At 66.9% G+C, this 16334-nt stretch carries 13 protein-coding genes; 12 read left to right on the forward strand and 1 reads right to left on the reverse strand.

Annotated features, from left to right (window positions below):
• Positions 1-4 precede the first annotated feature (4 nt).
• The 9 genes from AC1RL5_RS12560 to AC1RL5_RS12600 all read left to right on the forward strand — a co-directional run bounded on the left by AC1RL5_RS12560 (position 5) and on the right by AC1RL5_RS12600 (position 10508).
• The gene (locus AC1RL5_RS12560; RefSeq protein ID WP_019094632.1) at positions 5-1024 is read left to right on the forward strand and encodes a beta-ketoacyl-ACP synthase 3; all 1020 of its coding nucleotides are present in this window, start codon (positions 5-7) and stop codon (positions 1022-1024) included.
• Positions 1024-2031: an NAD-dependent epimerase/dehydratase family protein gene (locus AC1RL5_RS12565; protein WP_093405617.1), complete on the forward strand. Its 1008-nt coding sequence runs from the start codon at positions 1024-1026 to the stop codon at positions 2029-2031. The genes AC1RL5_RS12560 and AC1RL5_RS12565 overlap by 1 nt, the downstream gene beginning before the upstream one ends.
• Positions 2028-2882 (forward strand): MBL fold metallo-hydrolase, encoded by an 855-nt coding sequence (locus AC1RL5_RS12570; RefSeq protein WP_103291501.1) that lies wholly within the window; start codon positions 2028-2030, stop codon positions 2880-2882. Before AC1RL5_RS12565 ends, AC1RL5_RS12570 begins: the two co-directional genes overlap by 4 nt.
• The gene (locus AC1RL5_RS12575) at positions 2872-4230 is read left to right on the forward strand and encodes a F390 synthetase-related protein (RefSeq protein WP_492589312.1); all 1359 of its coding nucleotides are present in this window, start codon (positions 2872-2874) and stop codon (positions 4228-4230) included. Before AC1RL5_RS12570 ends, AC1RL5_RS12575 begins: the two co-directional genes overlap by 11 nt.
• Positions 4218-5372: an ATP-grasp domain-containing protein gene (locus tag AC1RL5_RS12580; RefSeq protein ID WP_492589311.1), complete on the forward strand. Its 1155-nt coding sequence runs from the start codon at positions 4218-4220 to the stop codon at positions 5370-5372. The genes AC1RL5_RS12575 and AC1RL5_RS12580 overlap by 13 nt, the downstream gene beginning before the upstream one ends.
• Positions 5369-6508 (forward strand): hypothetical protein, encoded by a 1140-nt coding sequence (locus AC1RL5_RS12585; RefSeq protein WP_072451891.1) that lies wholly within the window; start codon positions 5369-5371, stop codon positions 6506-6508. The genes AC1RL5_RS12580 and AC1RL5_RS12585 overlap by 4 nt, the downstream gene beginning before the upstream one ends.
• Entirely contained in the window at positions 6505-7521 is a 1017-nt protein-coding gene (locus tag AC1RL5_RS12590) for a Rieske 2Fe-2S domain-containing protein (RefSeq protein ID WP_019094627.1), read from the forward strand. Before AC1RL5_RS12585 ends, AC1RL5_RS12590 begins: the two co-directional genes overlap by 4 nt.
• A 441-nt stretch (positions 7522-7962) precedes the next feature.
• Positions 7963-9402: an alanine/glycine:cation symporter family protein gene (locus tag AC1RL5_RS12595; RefSeq protein ID WP_011064304.1), complete on the forward strand. Its 1440-nt coding sequence runs from the start codon at positions 7963-7965 to the stop codon at positions 9400-9402.
• A 104-nt stretch (positions 9403-9506) separates the two neighbouring features.
• Entirely contained in the window at positions 9507-10508 is a 1002-nt protein-coding gene (locus tag AC1RL5_RS12600) for an asparaginase (protein WP_492589310.1), read from the forward strand.
• A gap of 65 nt (positions 10509-10573) precedes the next feature.
• Here the strand turns inward: AC1RL5_RS12600 and AC1RL5_RS12605 are convergent, their stop codons facing one another.
• Positions 10574-11119 carry a hypothetical protein gene (locus AC1RL5_RS12605; RefSeq protein WP_258538614.1) on the reverse strand — a complete coding sequence of 182 codons (546 nt, stop codon included), beginning with the start codon at positions 11117-11119 and terminating at the stop codon, positions 10574-10576.
• Between the two features lie 198 nt (positions 11120-11317).
• Here AC1RL5_RS12605 and AC1RL5_RS12610 point away from each other — a divergent pair, with 198 nt between their 5' ends.
• The 3 genes from AC1RL5_RS12610 (at position 11318) to AC1RL5_RS12620 (ending at position 16314) form a co-directional block, all read left to right on the forward strand.
• Positions 11318-12310, forward strand: coding sequence for an AraC family transcriptional regulator (locus AC1RL5_RS12610; RefSeq protein ID WP_015637519.1), 993 nt, complete (start codon positions 11318-11320; stop codon positions 12308-12310).
• A gap of 70 nt (positions 12311-12380) precedes the next feature.
• Entirely contained in the window at positions 12381-14291 is a 1911-nt protein-coding gene (locus tag AC1RL5_RS12615; protein ID WP_492589309.1) for an ankyrin repeat domain-containing protein, read from the forward strand.
• A gap of 100 nt (positions 14292-14391) precedes the next feature.
• Positions 14392-16314 (forward strand): ankyrin repeat domain-containing protein, encoded by a 1923-nt coding sequence (locus tag AC1RL5_RS12620; protein ID WP_492589308.1) that lies wholly within the window; start codon positions 14392-14394, stop codon positions 16312-16314.
• The last annotated feature ends 20 nt before the right edge of the window (positions 16315-16334 follow it).

The raw sequence follows: 16334 nt of genomic DNA on the forward strand, positions 1-16334 counted from the left end.
TTGCATGCACACATCAGCGTCCTCCCCTCGCCCGGCCCGCGCCCTGGCCATCCTCGGCACCGGCCACGCCCTGCCGCAGCGGGTGGTCACCAGTGCCGAGCTGGACCGCCAGCTCGGCCTGGAAACCGGCAGCGTGGCGCGCATCAGCGGAGTGCAGCAGCGCCACGTCGCCGATCCTGCGGACACCGCCGCCAGCCTCGGCGCCAGCGCCGCGCGCCAGGCCCTGCACGCGGCGGGCCTGGCGCTGGATCAGTTGGACCTGATCGTCTGCGCCAGCGGCACCATGGATCAGGGCATGCCCTGCAACGCCGCGCTGCTGCAACGGGAGCTGGGCCTGGGGCAGTCGGGCATTGCGGCCATGGACATCAACGCCAGCTGCCTGGGCTTTATTGCCGCCCTGGACACCCTGTCCTGGCCGATCCAGGCCGGGCATTACCGGCGCGTGCTGCTGGTGTGCGCCGACATCGCCTCCTGCGGCCTGGACTGGCAGCAGGTGGAAGTCTGCGGCATCTTCGGCGACGGCGCGGCAGCGGTGGTGCTGGAAGCGGGCGACGGCGGCCCGAAGATCCTCGCCTCGCGCCTCAGGACCTACGCCGAAGGCGCCGCGCTGTGCCAGATCCCCGCCGGCGGTTCGCGCTTTCATCCGCGGCGCATCCAGGTGCCGTTCGAGCCCCTGACCAGTTTCACCATGCAGGGCAAAGGCGTGTTCCGCCTCGCGGCCAAGCACCTGCCCGAACTGATGGACGATTTGCTGCAGCAAGCCGCACTGTCCCTTGCGCAGATCGACTGGGTCATCCCCCATCAAGCCAGCCAACAGGCCATGCAGCATGCGGCCAAACGCCTGAGCCTGGGGCCGGAGAAAGTCATCGATATCTTTGCCCGGCATGGCAATCAGGTGGCGGCCTCGCTGCCCACCGCTCTGGACATCGCGGTGCGCGACGGGCGCATTCAACGCGGACAAACCCTGATGCTGATCGGCACCGGCGCGGGCCTGTCCCTCGGCGGCATGATCCTGGAGTTTTGATGAAGATCCTGGTCACCGGCGGCACCGGTTTTATCGGACGGCATCTGGTCTGGAAGCTGGCCGCCGAAGGCTGCGAGGTGCAGTTCAGCGGGCGCAACCCCGAGGCGGCGGCGCAAGTCATTGCCCACAGCCCGGCGCCCGTGCGCTGGCTGCCCCTGGAGCACGGCAGCCCGCTGGCCAAACGCCTGCTGGCCGATGCCAGCCGCGAGCATGACGCCATCGTGCATTGCGCCGCCTTGTCTTCACCCTGGGGTTCGCCCCAAGCGTTTGCCCGGGCCAACCTCGACTCCACCGCCGAGGTGATCCACGCCTGCGGCAAGAACCGCATCCCGCGGCTGGTGCATATCTCCACCCCCAGCCTGTATTTCAACTTCAGTGATCGCCTGGGCATCCGCGAAGACCAGCCGCTGCCACCACCGGTGAATGACTACGCCCGCAGCAAGGCCCAGGCCGAAACCCTGCTGGCAGACGCCAAGCTGCCCGAATGCGTGATCCTGCGCCCCCGGGCGGTGTTCGGCCCCTGGGACGCAACCCTGATGCCGCGCCTGCTGCGGGTGATGCAACGGGGGGCGATTCCGCTGATGCGCGGCGGCCGGGCACAGCTGGACCTGACCTGCGTCGACAATCTGGTGCACGCGGTGTGGCTGGCGCTGACCCGGCCGCTGCCGCGCCCGCTGTGCGTGTACAACCTGAGCAACGGCACACCCCTGGCCTTCAAGGACCTGCTGCAACAGATGGCCGAACACTTCCGCCTGCCCCTGCGCACCCGTCGCCTGCCCTGGCCTCTGGTGCATGGCGTGGCGCGCCTGCTGGAGCTCAAGGCACGGCTGGGCAACGGCGCCGAACCCTTGATCACCCGCTACGGCGCAGGCGTCCTGGCCTTCAGTCAGACCCTGGACATCAGCGCCATCCAGCGCGAGCTGGGCTATCGCCCGGTAATCAGCCAGGACCAGGGCATCGCCCAGCACGCCCAATGGTGGCTGGCCCAACAGAGGCAACGAGCATGAGCCGCAGCGTCAGCTTGAAGATCCTCCGGGCCGGCTGGTGCCAGCACCTGGAATGCATGGCCGACCGTGGCGGGCGCCTGGCGCCGGTGCAGTTTCCGGCGCTGTGCGGGCTGATCCAGCACCCGGAGCACGGCTGGATTTTGTACGACACCGGCTACGCCGAGCACTTCTTCCAGGCCACCCGCGCCCTGCCCGAGCGCCTGTACCGCAGCGCAGTGCCGGTGCAGTTGCCGGTGGTCGAGCAGCTGGGGGCGCAGCTGCATGAGCTGGGCATCGGCCCGGGGGATATCCGCCATGTGATCATTTCCCACTTCCACGCCGACCATATCGCCGGGCTGCGGGATTTTGCCAATGCGCGCTTTATCGCCCTGGAAGCCGATTACCGGCATATCGACAGCCTGCGCGGCCAGCGTTGGCGCGCCACCCTTGGCGGCCATCTGCCGGGCTTGCTGCCGGACGACTTCAGCGCCCGCCTGCGCCTGGCCGAAGCCAGCCCCAACTGTGCGCTGCCAAGCTGGATGGCGCCCTTCGAGCAAGGCCTGGACCTGTTCGGCGATGGCAGCCTGATCGGCGTGCCGCTGCCGGGGCACAGCGCCGGCCAGCTGGGCCTGTTCATCCCCGATGCCCAGGGCCGGCCGGTGTTCCTGGTGGCCGACGCCTGCTGGTCGGTGCCGGCCTGCCGCGCCGAGCGCCTGCCGGCCGCCCCGGCGCTGTGGTTTGCCAGCGCCAACCGTCAGCAGTACCTGCGCACCTACAGCGGCCTGGGCCAGTTGATCCGCCGCGAACCGGCGGTGACGGTGCTGCCGTCCCATTGCACCCAGGCCTGGGAGTCCTTCGCCAATGAACAGTGAGCGCCTGCTGGGCACTCTGCGCAGCATCGGCTCCTTCGTGTTCAGCCGCTACGCCCTGCGCTTTCGCCGTCGCGAGCGGCTGGAAGCCTGGCAGGCCCGGCGTCTCAAGCACTTCATGGCCAAAGTCCTGCCCCGTGGCCAGCGCTTCAACGGGCTGAGCCACGATGGCCTGCACAGCTTGCCGATCATGGACAAGGCAGCGCTGATGAGCGACTTCGCCGCCTTCAACACCCGCGCCCTGAGCCTGGAGCAGGTGTTGCCGGTGGCCTTGCAGGCGGAGCGTTCCCGGGACTTCAGCCCGACCCTGGGCGACATCACCGTGGGCCTGTCCAGCGGCACCTCGGGGGCTCAGGGGGTGTTCCTGGTCAGCAGCGTGGAACGCCAACGCTGGGCCGGCATCCTGCTGGCGCGCACCTTGCCCCGGGCCCTGCTGCCCCGGCTGCTGTGCCCCTGGCTGGCGCCGCTGCGCATCGCCTTCTTCCTCCGGGCCAACAGCCGCCTGTACACCACCCTGGCCAGCCGCCGTATCGACTTCGCCTTTCATGACCTGACCCTGGGCCTGGCCGCGTCCCTGCAACGCCTCAACCAGCAGAACCCGGACGTGCTGGTGGCTCCGGCCACGGTGCTGCGCGGGCTGGCCCAGGCGGCCCTGGCCGGGCAGCTGACAATCCGCCCACGGCACATCCTGTCGGTGGCCGAAGTGCTGGAAAGCACCGACGCCGAGCTGGTCCAGCAAGCCTTCGGGCGCAAGCCGCAGCAGATCTATCAGGCCAGTGAAGGCTTTCTCGGCTACACCTGCGAGGCTGGCACCCTGCACCTGAATGAAAGTCACCTGCACATCGAGCCGCAATGGCTGGACCCTGAGCGCACGCGCTTCCAGCCGATCATCACCGACTTTTCCCGGCGTACGCAGCTGATCGTGCGTTATCGCCTCAACGACATCCTGCGGGTGGCCAGCGCGCCCTGCCCCTGTGGCCGTGCGGAGCGGGCGATTGCCGCCGTGGAAGGCCGGGCCGACGAGATCCTCTGGCTGCCGCGGCTCGACGGCCAGCAGCTGGCACCGCTCTACCCTGACGTATTGCGCCGGGCCTTGCTGATGCTGGGGGCGGAACTGGAGGAATACCAGATTCACCAGCGCGGGCTGCTCTGGCAGGCCAACCTGCGTACCTCGGGCGACTACCACGGGCTGTGCCAGCGCTTGAGCGAAGCCCTGGCCGAACTCTGCGCGCAACAAGGGCTGCAGGCGCCGCAGCTGAGCTTCGGCCACTGGCAGGCACCACCGCCACAAACAAAAAGACGCCGCCTGCTGATGCTGCAACTACCCGAGGGACTGCCATGCGTGTATTGATTCTCGGCGCCCGGGCCCCGGCCTGCCTGGAGTGGGCCCGGGCCTTTAGCCAAGCCGGCTGGACGGTGACCGTGGCCGATTCCCTGACCCAACCCCTGAGCCGCTTCAGCCGCGCCGCCGAGCACTTCGTGCGCCTGCCGGAGCCCCGCCACGACCCCGAGGCCTGGATCGAAGCCCTGGCCGGAGTCATCCGCCAACAGGCCATCGACCTGCTGCTGCCCACCTGCGAAGAGGTGTTCTACCTGGCCCACGGCCTGGAGCGCCTGCGCCCGCTGTGCCGGGTGTTCACCAGCGACTTCGAGCTGCTGCACCGCCTACATCACAAGGGCGGTTTCGCCGCCATGACCCAGGGCTGGGACGTGGCCGCGCCGCCGACCCAGGTGCTGCATGACCCGGCCGCGTTGCAAGCGCTGGCGGCAGAGCACGACGCCCTGGTATTCAAGCCGGCCTATTCGCGCTTCGCCTCCCAGACCCTGATCTGCCCGAGCCCGGCGCAACTGGCCAAGGTCCAGCCCAGCGCCGAGGCCCCCTGGGTGGCCCAGCAGTTTGTCCCCGGCCAGGAGTACTGCAGCTTCAGCGTGCTGGTGGATGGCCAGTTGCGCGCCCACAGCAGCTACCAGCCGCGCTACCGGGTCGGGCGCGGCTCGGGGATCTACTTCCACAGCTGTGCCCCGGCGCCGATCCGTGCGTTCCTGGAGCAGTTCGGCCAGGCCACCGGCTACACCGGGCAGGTGGGTTTCGACTTCATCGAAGACCAGCAGGGCCGCTTCCATGTCCTGGAGTGCAACCCCAGGGCCACTAGCGGCGTGCACCTGTTCGACGACCAGCGCGTGCAGTTGGTAGCGGCGCTGGGCAGCGAAGCCGACGCAGCGCTGGAGGCGACCCTGGAACCCCGGATGATCGCCCTGGCCATGCTGCTTCTGGCGGCGCCGCAACGGGCCTTGAGCCGCACGTTCTGGCACGACTACCAACAAGCCCGGGACGTGATCGTCCAGGACGGCGATCGCGGCCCGCTGACCGCCCAGTTGCTGAGCCTGAGCGAGATCATCGGCCGCGCCCTGACCCGCCGTTGCGGGCTGCTGGCCGCCTCCACCGCCGATATCGAGTGGAACGGCCAACCCCTGGGAGCGCCGCGCCCATGAAGCTGTTGCTGCCCGAGCAACTGGCCCTTGAGCCCCCGAGCGCCGGCGACAGCCACGCCCGGCAGTACGTGCGCACCTGCGCCGGCGGCGCGCTGATCGGCAACGTCAGCACCGCCCTGGCCCTGCTGGACACCGGCCGCCAGCAGTTCCCGGTGAGCGTCAACCACGGCCACGACCCTGTGGATAACTGCTACGTGGTCTCGCCGCAAACCGCCTACAGCGGCTATGCCCGGGAAGAACTGCAGCGCCTGAAACGGCCCTGGCTGGCGTGGCCCTTGAGGCTGCTGACCCAGGGCGTGGACCGGCTCCTGAGCGCGGCCAAGGTCGACCGTTTGGTGCAGATCAATAACTGGCTGCTGTCGACCAACCTCTACCCGGCCGACTGGGATGGTTCGGATTTGCCGGCGATCACCGAACTGCTGCGCCGGCAGTTTCCCGACCACGGCTTTGGCTTTCGCTCGCTCAACGACTTCAGCAACCTCGCACTGCGCAAGCGCCTGCAAGCCCTGGGCTACCTGGCGATTCCCAGCCGTCAGGTGTACCTGTTCGACGGCCGCGAGGGCGAAAATTCAGCCTTCCTGCGCCACCACAACACCCGCCTGGACGCCACCCTGCTGCGCCGCAGCCCGTATACGGTGGTGCCCGGCAGCGAGCTGAGCGAGGCCGACTTCCAGCGCATCGAGCAGCTGTACAACCTGCTCTACCTGGACAAATACAGCCGCCTGAACCCCCACTACAGCGCCCACTGGCTGCAACGCGGGCAGGCCGAAGGCTGGCTGCAGGTGCGCGCCCTGCGCAACGCCGAAGGGCGCATTGACGGCGCCTTGGGCTGGTTCGCCAACAGCGCGCTGATCAGCACCCCCATCGTCGGCTACGACACCGCCCTGCCCCAGCGCACCGGCCTGTACCGGCAACTGACCAGGCTGTGCCTGCAAGAGGCGGTAAACCGCCGTCAGGTGCTCAACTTCAGCTCCGGCGCCGCCGCCTTCAAGCGCCTGCGCGGCGGCCAGCCCGAAATCGAATACAGCCTGATCCACGTCGCCCACCTGCCCTGGTCGCGGCGCCTGGTGTGGCAACTGATGGGCCTGCTGCTGCAACGAATCGGCGTACCGCTGATGAGGAAGCTCAAACTGTGAACAGTCACGCGGGCTGGTGGCCCGTCGCCCTGAGCCGGCAGCTGCAACGCCAACCTCTGGCCTGCACCCTGCACGGCGTACCGCTGGTGCTGTTTCGCGATGCCGACGGCGCCGCCGCCGTGCTGCCGGACCGCTGCCCCCACCGCTTTGCGCCACTGAGCGCCGGGCGGGTGCGCGACGGGCAGCTCCAGTGCCCCTACCACGGCTGGCGCTTCGACCCCCAGGGCCGTTGCACTCAGCTGCCCGGCCAGGAGCAGCAGCGGTGCAGCCAGCCCTTGCTACAACCCCTGCACAGCTGCGAAGCCCAGGGGCTGGTGTGGGCCAGCCTCGCCAGCGAGCGGCCGAATGCCCCGCCGGTGGCCGCCGCCGAGCAGGCCCAGGCCCTGGATGTGTTCTGGATCAGCGACCGGGTGCAGTGCAGCTTGCAGGACGCTGCGGAGAACTTCCTCGACGGTTTCCACACCCATTTCGTGCATGCCGGCTGGATTCGCCACGATCGCCAGCGCCAGCGGATTCGTGCCTGGGTGCATCAGCTCGAAGACGGGGTTGAAGCGCAGTACAGCGAAGAAGGCACCCAATCCGGGCTGATATCGCGGCTGTTCGAAGGCGAACGCGGTCTCAGCATGGGGCGCTTTCGCCTGCCGGGGCTGGCGGAAATCGAATACCGCGACCGTCAGGGCCGGCTCAACCTGCTGGTCAGCGCCTGGCTCAGCCCGGCCGCCGAGGGCGAACTGCGCCTGTTCGCCCGCATCGCCACGGCCCGCGGGCGCCTGCCGGGTTGGCTCAAGCGCGCTGTGCTGCAACCCTTGTTCAAGGTGATCCTCAAGCAGGACCGGCAGATCCTGGAAAAAGTCAGCGCCAACCAGCAGCGCTTTGCCCGGGTGCCGCTGCGCTGGCACCGGCCCACCCCTCTGGACAGCTCGCTGGATCTGCTGGGGCCGTGGATTCGGCAATTACTGGAACAAGGTGAACTGAAGGACTTCCAAGAACGCCGAGAGGAATTCTGGCTGTAATCCCGTAGGAGCCGGCTTGCCGGCGAACAGGCCCTCAAGACCGGCGCCGCTCAAACGGGCCCCTTCGCTGGCAAGCCAGCTCCTACGGTTGGCAACAGTATCGCGAGGATGATGCGGGCCCCTTGGGGCCCCTGTTCGCGGGGTTTTGCGGGGCGCGACAAGAACCGATTCAGCCCCCCGTACAGCCTGCCGTTCCTCGGCTCGACGCGCTACATGCAGACGGCGAGCCCGCGCACCGGTATAGTGCGCCCCCTCTTCACGTGGACAGCCGTCGGTAACGAGGCTCAAACCCACGGGAAACCCGAACTAATAACAACCCGCGAATAGAGAACCGGGACGAACAATCGCCCCACCGCTTTGCCGTGCGTGCAATCAGCGGTGTAACAGAATGTTTCCGTCTGCTCTGCTTTTGCCTACACAAAAAACAGCGAGGAATAATCCATGCTCGAAGTCATCAACGACTTCCTCTCAGGGAAAGTGCTGATCGTGCTCATTGTCGGGCTCGGCAGCTACTTCACGATCCGCTCGCGTTTCGTTCAATTGCGCCACTTCCTCCACATGTTCGCGGTGTTCCGCGACAGCCTGAAAAGCAGCGGCGGCCAGCTCAGCTCGTTCCAGGCGTTGATGCTCAGCCTCGCCGGCCGGGTCGGCGCGGGCAACATTGCAGGCGTCGGCATCGCCGTGACCCTGGGTGGCCCGGGCGCGGTGTTCTGGATGTGGGTGACCGCACTGGTCGGCATGTCCAGCAGCTTCTTCGAATGCACCCTGGCCCAGGTCTACAAACGCGCCGACGGCGACGGCCTGTACCGCGGCGGCCCGGCCTACTACATCGAGCACGGCCTGAAGCGCAAAGGCATGGCGGTGGTGTTCTCCATCCTGCTGCTGGTCACCTACGGCTTCGCCTTCATCGGCCTGCAGTCCTACACCGTGACGCACTCGCTGCAGGACGCCTTTGCCTTCGACCCAAGCCACACCGGCATCGTCCTGGCGGTGCTGCTGGCCATCACCTTCATCGGCGGCATCAAGCGCATCGCCGCAGTGTCCGACCTGCTGGTCCCGATCAAGACCCTGGCCTATATCGCCGTGACCCTGTACGTGATCGGCACCCAGATCGAACAAGTGCCGGCCATGCTGGAGACCATCATCAAGAGCGCCTTCGGCCTCGACCCGGCCTTCGGCGGCCTGCTCGGCAGCGCCATCGTCATGGGCGTGAAGCGTGGCGTGTTCGCCAACGAAGCGGGCCTGGGCAGTGCGCCCAACGTCGCTGCCGTGGCCGCCGTGAAGCACCCGGGCGCCCAGGGCGTGGTCCAGGCCTTCAGCGTGTTCCTCGACACCTTCGTGATCTGCACCTGCACCGCGCTGCTGATCCTGCTGTCGGGCTTCTACACCCCGGGCTTCGAAGGCGACGGCATTGTCCTGACCCAGAACTCGCTGGCCGCCGTGGTCGGTGACTGGGGTCGCCTGTTCGTCAGCGTCGCGCTGTCGCTGTTCGTCTTCACCTGCATCCTCTACAACTACTACCTGGGCGAGAACAGCCTGCAGTTCCTCACCCGCAACCGCACCGTGCTGATGCTGTTCCGCGGCCTGGTGCTGGCGCTGGTGGTATGGGGTTCGATGCAGGACCTTTCGACCGTGTTCGCCTTCGCCGACATCACCATGACCTGCCTGGCCTTCGTCAACCTGGTGGCCCTGGCCATGCTGTTCAAGGTCGGCCTGCGGGTGATGCGCGACTACGACGAGCAGCGCCGCGCCGGCGTCGCCCAGCCGGTGTTCGACTCGCGCAAGTTCGCCGATCTGGACCTGGACCTGAAGGCCTGGCCCGCCGAACCCTCGGCCACCGCCGAGGCCGAGCCGCAAGGCGTGCCCGCAGCGCAACGCTGACGGGTGAACGACGGGCGCATCCTCTGCACCCGTCGGTTACAGTGCGATAAATGTGCGAGCGGGCTTGCCCGCTCCCACAGGTACTCACCGTTTCGGAGAATCCCATGACCCCTTCGACCTACCCTGGCGCCCAGCACGTCATGGTGCTCTACACCGGCGGCACCATCGGCATGCAGGCCAGCGCCGACGGCCTGGCCCCGGCCTCGGGTTTCGACGTGCGCATGCGCGCCTACCTCGACAGCCAGCCCGGGCTGGTGCTGCCGGCCTGGCGCTTTCGCGAGATGGCGCCGCTGATCGACAGCGCCAACATGACCCCCGACTACTGGCAGCGCCTGCGTGAAGCGGTGGTCGAAGCCGTGGACCAGGGCTGCGACAGCGTGCTGATCCTCCATGGCACCGATACCCTGGCCTACAGCGCCGCCGCCATGAGCTTCCAGTTGCTGGGCCTGCCGGCGCCCGTGGTGTTCACCGGCTCGATGCTGCCGGCCGGCGTGCCCGACAGCGATGCCTGGGAAAACCTCAGCGGCGCCCTGGTGGCCCTGGGTCAAGGCTTGGCGCCCGGCGTGCAGCTGTACTTCCACGGCGAGCTGCTGGCACCGACCCGCTGCGCGAAAATCCGCAGCTTTGGCCGGCACCCGTTTGCCGCCTTGCAACGCCAGGGCGGCGGCACCAAGGCCGAGGTCATTCCGGCGGCCCTGGATTATCGCCAGGCCAAGCAACTGGCCAAGGTCGGCGTGCTGCCGCTGTTCCCCGGCATCGGCGCCGAGCTGCTGGACGGTGTGCTCGACAGCGGCATCCAGGCCCTGGTCCTGGAATGCTTCGGCAGTGGCACCGGGCCCAGCGACAACCCGGCGTTCCTCGCCAGCCTCAAGCGCGCACAGCAGCAAGGCATCGTCGTGCTGGCCGTGACCCAGTGCCATGAAGGGGGGGTGGAGCTGGATATCTACGAAGCCGGCAGCCGCCTGCGCGGCGTGGGCGTGCTGTCCGGTGGCGGCATGACCCGTGAAGCGGCGTTCGGCAAGCTCAATGCGCTGCTCGGCGCCGGGCTGGAAACCGCCGAAGTGCGGCGCCTGGTGGAACTCGACCTGTGTGGCGAGTTGAGCTGAAGCTCGGGAGCCGGTAGCTACTGCAGTAGCCGCCGGCTCGACGACGAACAGCGGGGGCGGCCAGGTTACTTCTTGACCGAATAATCCTGGCCCCAGACCCGCACCGAACTCGAACTCTCGATCGGCCCCTCAAACACGAACTTCTGCCGCACTGCCGCCTTGGCCGGGATGGTGACTTCGTCCGGGTTTTCGAGGCTGACAGTCAGGTTGTTGGCGTAACCGTCCTGGTCGATCGCCAGCAGGGCGCCGGTCTGCTTGAGGTTGATCAGCCGCAACTGGCTGTCGCTGCTGTTCTTGAAACCCAGGGTGACGTTGAAGCTGTCGCCGACGGCTTCGGTCTTCAATACCTGGACCTCGACGCGGCCTTTCATTTGCTCACGGGAGGAAATGATCGACGCACCGTCGACGCCTTGCGCCGATTGGCGACCATCGAGCACACCTTCGCTGACGCCGCCCAAGAGGTTCTTGCCTGCCGAGATGGCTGACGAGACGGCTGACTTGGCAGAGTCCTTGATGGTGCTTTCGCTGCCTGGCTCAGCCTCGGCCAGGCACAGCGAACTCAGGAGCAAGCCGGACACCAGAAGCAGGGAACGCGCAGGAATGAGGGTCATACATAGTCCTTTATCGGGGTTGCTGCACCGCCACCTCAGGCGGTGAATGGCAGGCAGGTTGCACCAATCGATGCGCCAAGTCACTAGCCACACAACGCCGGGAATGCCGCATGTCGCTGGCCGGCAAACCGCAGGCCTGATCGCGGGCGGCATGCAACTTGCTCCGGTTAAGGGTCTTTCCCAGGCTGGAATCTGCGCATGCTGCACTCGCACCTCACCACCCTCAATGCGGTTTCCCTGATCCTCAATACCTTCAAGGACCAGGGCCAGGCCGGCGGCGCGCTGTTGGCCGGCAGCGGTATAAACCCCGCCGACCTGAGCCGCGCCGACACTCGCATCACCACCAACCAGGAAATGCTGGTGTGCGCCAACGCCGTGGCCTTGCAACGGGACATCGGCCTGGAACTGGGCCGGCGCATGCACGTTTCCTCCTACGGCATGCTCGGCTATGCCCTGCTCACCAGTGCCACCTTAGGTGACGCTTTGCGCCTGGCGCTGCGCTATCCGGCGCTGATGGGAACACTTTTCGAACTGAGCCTGGAAACCGACGGTTCGCGCATCTGGCTGACCGCCGCCGACTACCGCGAAAGCCCGGCCCTGGCCGCGTTCAATACCGAGTTCTGCCTGGTATCGCTGAAGGTCATCTGCGACGACCTGCTGGGCCACGCCCTGCCGCTACTGGGCGCACGCTTCGACTACCCGGCCCCGGACTATCAGCAACGCTACCGCGAGCCTTTCGACTGCCCGCTGCAATTCAACGCCAGCAGCAACGCCTTCGCCTTCGACCAGCGCTGGCTGGACCAACCCCTGCCCCTGGCGGACGTGATCACCCACCAGGCCATGGCCGAACGCTGCCGCAAGCAGAACACCGAGTTCACCGGGCGCCAGGCCTGGCTGGGGCGCATCCGCCAGTTGCTGGCGGCGCAGCTGGACGCCGCACCGGGCCTGGAAGGGCTGGCGGAACAGATGAACTGCTCGGCCCGGACCCTGCGCCGCCACCTGCGGGACCTGGGGTGCAGCTATCAGGAACTGCTGGACGAGCTGCGCTTCGAGCGCGCCAAGCAGATGCTCTGCGAAGACCAGATGCCCATCTACCGCATCGCCGAGGCCCTGGGCTTCAGCGAAACCGCGAGCTTTCGCCATGCTTTCATCCGCTGGAGCGGCGTGGCGCCGAGCCAGTTCCGGCCCTGACAAAAACCCCGGCACAACGCTGGCGATTGCATTACATTGCCGACCTTTCTACCGGCAAGGGACTGCACGCTTGAACCTATTCACACACGCCATCGGCATTCGCAGGCTTTGCCTGGCACTGGTGCTGCTGGCTGGCGTCCCTGTCGCCCAGGCGTTCGACCTGTCGAAGATCCGCTGGTGGGAGATGCAGAACGGCATCCTCCTGGACGATCCGGAAACCGCCACGCTGCAACTCGAACCCTTCCCCCTGCCCGGGCTGGCCCAAGCGCCAGCCCGAGTGATCCTCAGCCAATACCACGGCCTGTTCTATCTCAACGGCTATGCGGATGGGCATTACCGGCAGCGGGTCTACAAGTCGCCGCCCCTGCCGCTGTTCAACGCCCAGGAACTACAGGCCTGCGTGCCCGAGCAGCAACCCGTTGGGGCCTCGGACAACTGGCCGTCGAGCAAGCAGCTGGAAGCCGCCCTGAGCCTGACCAAACTGAGTTTCGACTGCCAGAGCCCAGGCTGGGAGTTGAGCAATCGCTATCTGCTGGTGGACAGCCGCGATCCCCAGCGGCCGTTGCTGGCCATTGGTCAGCGCCAGGGCGAGGCACGGATCGACTTCACCCCGCAGCAACCCATCAGCGCCGAGGTCCAGCAGCAATGGCTACAAGCCCTGCAGAAATATCCAAAGTTGCTGGAGCCCTTTGACGCCAGCAGCGGCCAGCTCAGCGTCAAGCCCTATGCGCTGCCGCCCAGCGCGGAGCAGGTCTGGACAGAATTTCGCCAACTGCACGCGCAATTGCGCGACGCCAAGGACAAGGCTCCGGGCATATCCCGGGTGCAAGTCTTCTTCACCCGCCATGACTTTCGCGCTATCGCCCCCGAGCGCAGTACCTACCCGGGCCTGCTCAACGACATCGCCTATTGGGCCACCGAGGCCGGCCAGTTGCAGAGCGCCCGGCCCTGGCTGGCCTATGTACTGAGCCGCGACCCCAACCGCATGCCTACCTACCTCAATCTGGCGGACCTGGACTGGCGCCTGTACGAACAGGAGCCAGCGGACACCCGGCACCTGGGCCGGGCCATGGAAAACTATCGGCTGTACTGCGGGCTGCGTCTGCAACGCCAGCTCGGGGTGCCCGCCAGGGTTAGCCAACGTCTGGGCCTGGAGGTTGCCAGCGAGCAGGCCTGCCAGAGCTCCTGGCCACTGGTGACGGCAGTGGACCAGGGTGACCAGGCCGAAGTCCGGCGTCTGCTGCACAATGGCCTGCGCGGCGACGTCATCGCCGCCGATGGGCGCCCGGCGCTGTTGCACGCGCTGGACAAACCCGACCTCGACATTGCCCGGCTGTTGCTGGCCCATGGCGCCCGCCCCCAGGGCCAATACAACGGCCGCACCCAGGTGGTCCTGGCCATGCGCCGCGACCTCAAGGACAACCCGGACCTGAGCCAGGCCAAGCGCCTTGGGTTCCTGTTGCAGGCCGGTGCCGCGATCGATGAGCAGGATGCCCAGGGCGGCACTGCACTTCAGCAAATGGCCAAGGAACGCGACGACATCGAGCGCTTCAACTGGTTGCTGCAACACCCGCAAGACCTCGACAAGCGCAGCGGGCCAGACGGCGAAACCGCACTGTTTCTGGCGCTCAGGGGCGGCAACTACGCCGCTGCCAGAGAACTGATAGAGGCCGGTGCCAACCTCAACCTGAGCTACGGCCGCGATTTCTGCGCACAGCAGCCGATTCGCCAAAGCCTGCTGATGATCGTCGCCGAACAGGGCTCGCCCGAGGTCATCAATCCCTGGGTCAGCCAGCAAGAGAGCCTGGACATGTTCACCCTGCTGCTACAACGTGGCGCCGACCCCAACGTCGGCCGCTACTGCAAGAACAACGGCTACACCTGGCTGCTGGAGATCATGGCCCGGCGCAAGCGCGACGACATGCTCAAGGTGCTGCAAGGCTTTGCGCCGCCACCGCCGGCGACGGCGTTTCGTCTGTGAGGCGTGGCGCCGAGCCCGCTTCGCTCCAGAAACAAAGCCCGGCACAACGGCGCCGATTGCATTACATTGCCGGGCTTTCTACCGGCAAGGGACTGCACACGTGAACCTATTGACCGCCATCGCCCGGCGCAACGGCATTCGCGGGCTTGGCCTGGCGCTGGCACTGCTGGTTGCCGCCCCCGTGGCCCAGGCCTTCGATGTGGACCTGGCCTGGTTCAAATGGTCGGGAATGCGCCGCAACTTCGTCCTCGACTCCCCGGAAACCGCCACCCTGGAGCTCAAGCCTTTCCCCCTGCCGGGCTTGGCGCGAATGCCGCTGCGGATTGTCCTGAGCCAGTACCGCGGGCTGTTCTACTTCAATGGCTATCAAGACCTGCAGTACCGGCAGCGGGTCTACAAGTCGCCGCCGATGGCCCTGTTCAGCCCTGAAGAGCTGCGGGCCTGTGTGACCCCGGGCGATGACATCCAGGTCAGCGACATCTGGCCCACGAGCAACAGCCTGGCCCCCGGCATCACCCTGACGCCCCTGAGCTTCCAGTGCAAGGAGCCATCCGAGTGGCAACTTAGCGGGCGCTACCTGCTGATCGACCAGCGCGATCCGCAACACCCGCTGCTGGCCATCAGTCACCGCCAGGACCTTGGCCAGATGGAATTCACCCCGTTGCAACCCATCAGCGAGGAAACCGGGCGGCAGTGGTTGCAGGCCCTGGAGACATTCCCGCCGTGGTTCCGCCCCTTCACCCAAGGCAGCGGGCCGATCACCGTCAATGCCTTTGTGCCTGCGCCAGCCTCGACCCCGGACAGCCTGTGGAAAGAGTTCCGCGCGCTGCACGAACAACTGCGCACGGCCAAGGACAAACTGCCGGGCATCCGCGAAGTGGAAGACTTCTTCGTCACCCATGACTTTCGCAGCATCGCCACCGAGCGCCGTGAATACGCCGGCCTGCTCAACGACATCGCCTACTGGACCAGCGAAGCCGGGCAGCTGCAAACCGCCCGCCCCTGGCTCAAAGAGGTGCTGCACCGCGACCCGGGGCGCATGCCGACCTACCTCAACCTGGCGGACCTGGACTGGGCGATCTACCAACAACGCACGCAGGACAACATCCACCAGGGCCGGGCCATCGAGGGCTACCGGGTGTATTGCGGCCTGCGCCTGAAGCGCCAGATGAGCATCCCACCCCGGGTGCTGCAGCGCTTGGGCCTGAACGCCGCCAACCCCCGGGACTGCCAGGCCTTCTGGCCGCTGGTGGACGCGGTGGATGCCGGCGACCTGAGCGAAGTGCAGCGCCTGCTGGCCAGTGGCATCAGCGGCGAGGTCATGGCCGACGATGGCCGCAGCGCCTTGTTGCACGCCCTGGACGCACCGCACCTGGACATCGCCCGGCTGCTGCTGGAGCACGGCGCCCACACCAGCGGCCTGTACAACTGGACCACCCTGGCGACCCTGGCCATGCGCCGCGACCTGGGCGACAGCCCCGACCTGAGCCAGGGCGGGCGCCTGAAGTTCCTCATCGAGGCTGGCGTGGCCATCGACGAACCCGACAGCCAGGGCGTGACGCCACTGATGCAGATGGCCGAGAACAAGCGCAGCCTGCAAGGCTTCAGCTGGCTGCTGCAGTACCCGCAGAACCTCGACCTGCGCAACAAGAATGACGGCGAAACCGCACTGTACCGGGCCTTCTCGGGCAACAACTACGTGGCCATGAAGCAGTTGATAGCGGCCGGCGCCAACCTCAACCTGAGCTACGGCCGTGCCGTTTGCAACAACCAGCCCGTCGGCGAAAGCCTGCTGACCCTGGTCGCCGACAAGACCTCCGCCGACGCCCAGTCGCCCTCCGCCAGCCAGCAGGACACCCTGGAGATGTTCACTCTGCTGCTGGAGAAAGGCGCCGACCCGAATGTCGGCCAGCACTGCGAGAAAAAGGGCTACGCAATATTGCTGGAAGCCATTGCCCGGAAAAAACGCGAGGACATGCTCAAGGTCCTGCAGCGCTACGCCCCTACCCCGCCTGCCAGCTGAAACCGGATGGCGCCCCGCAA

The organism is Pseudomonas sp. GW822-FHT06D10, from assembly GCF_058799535.1.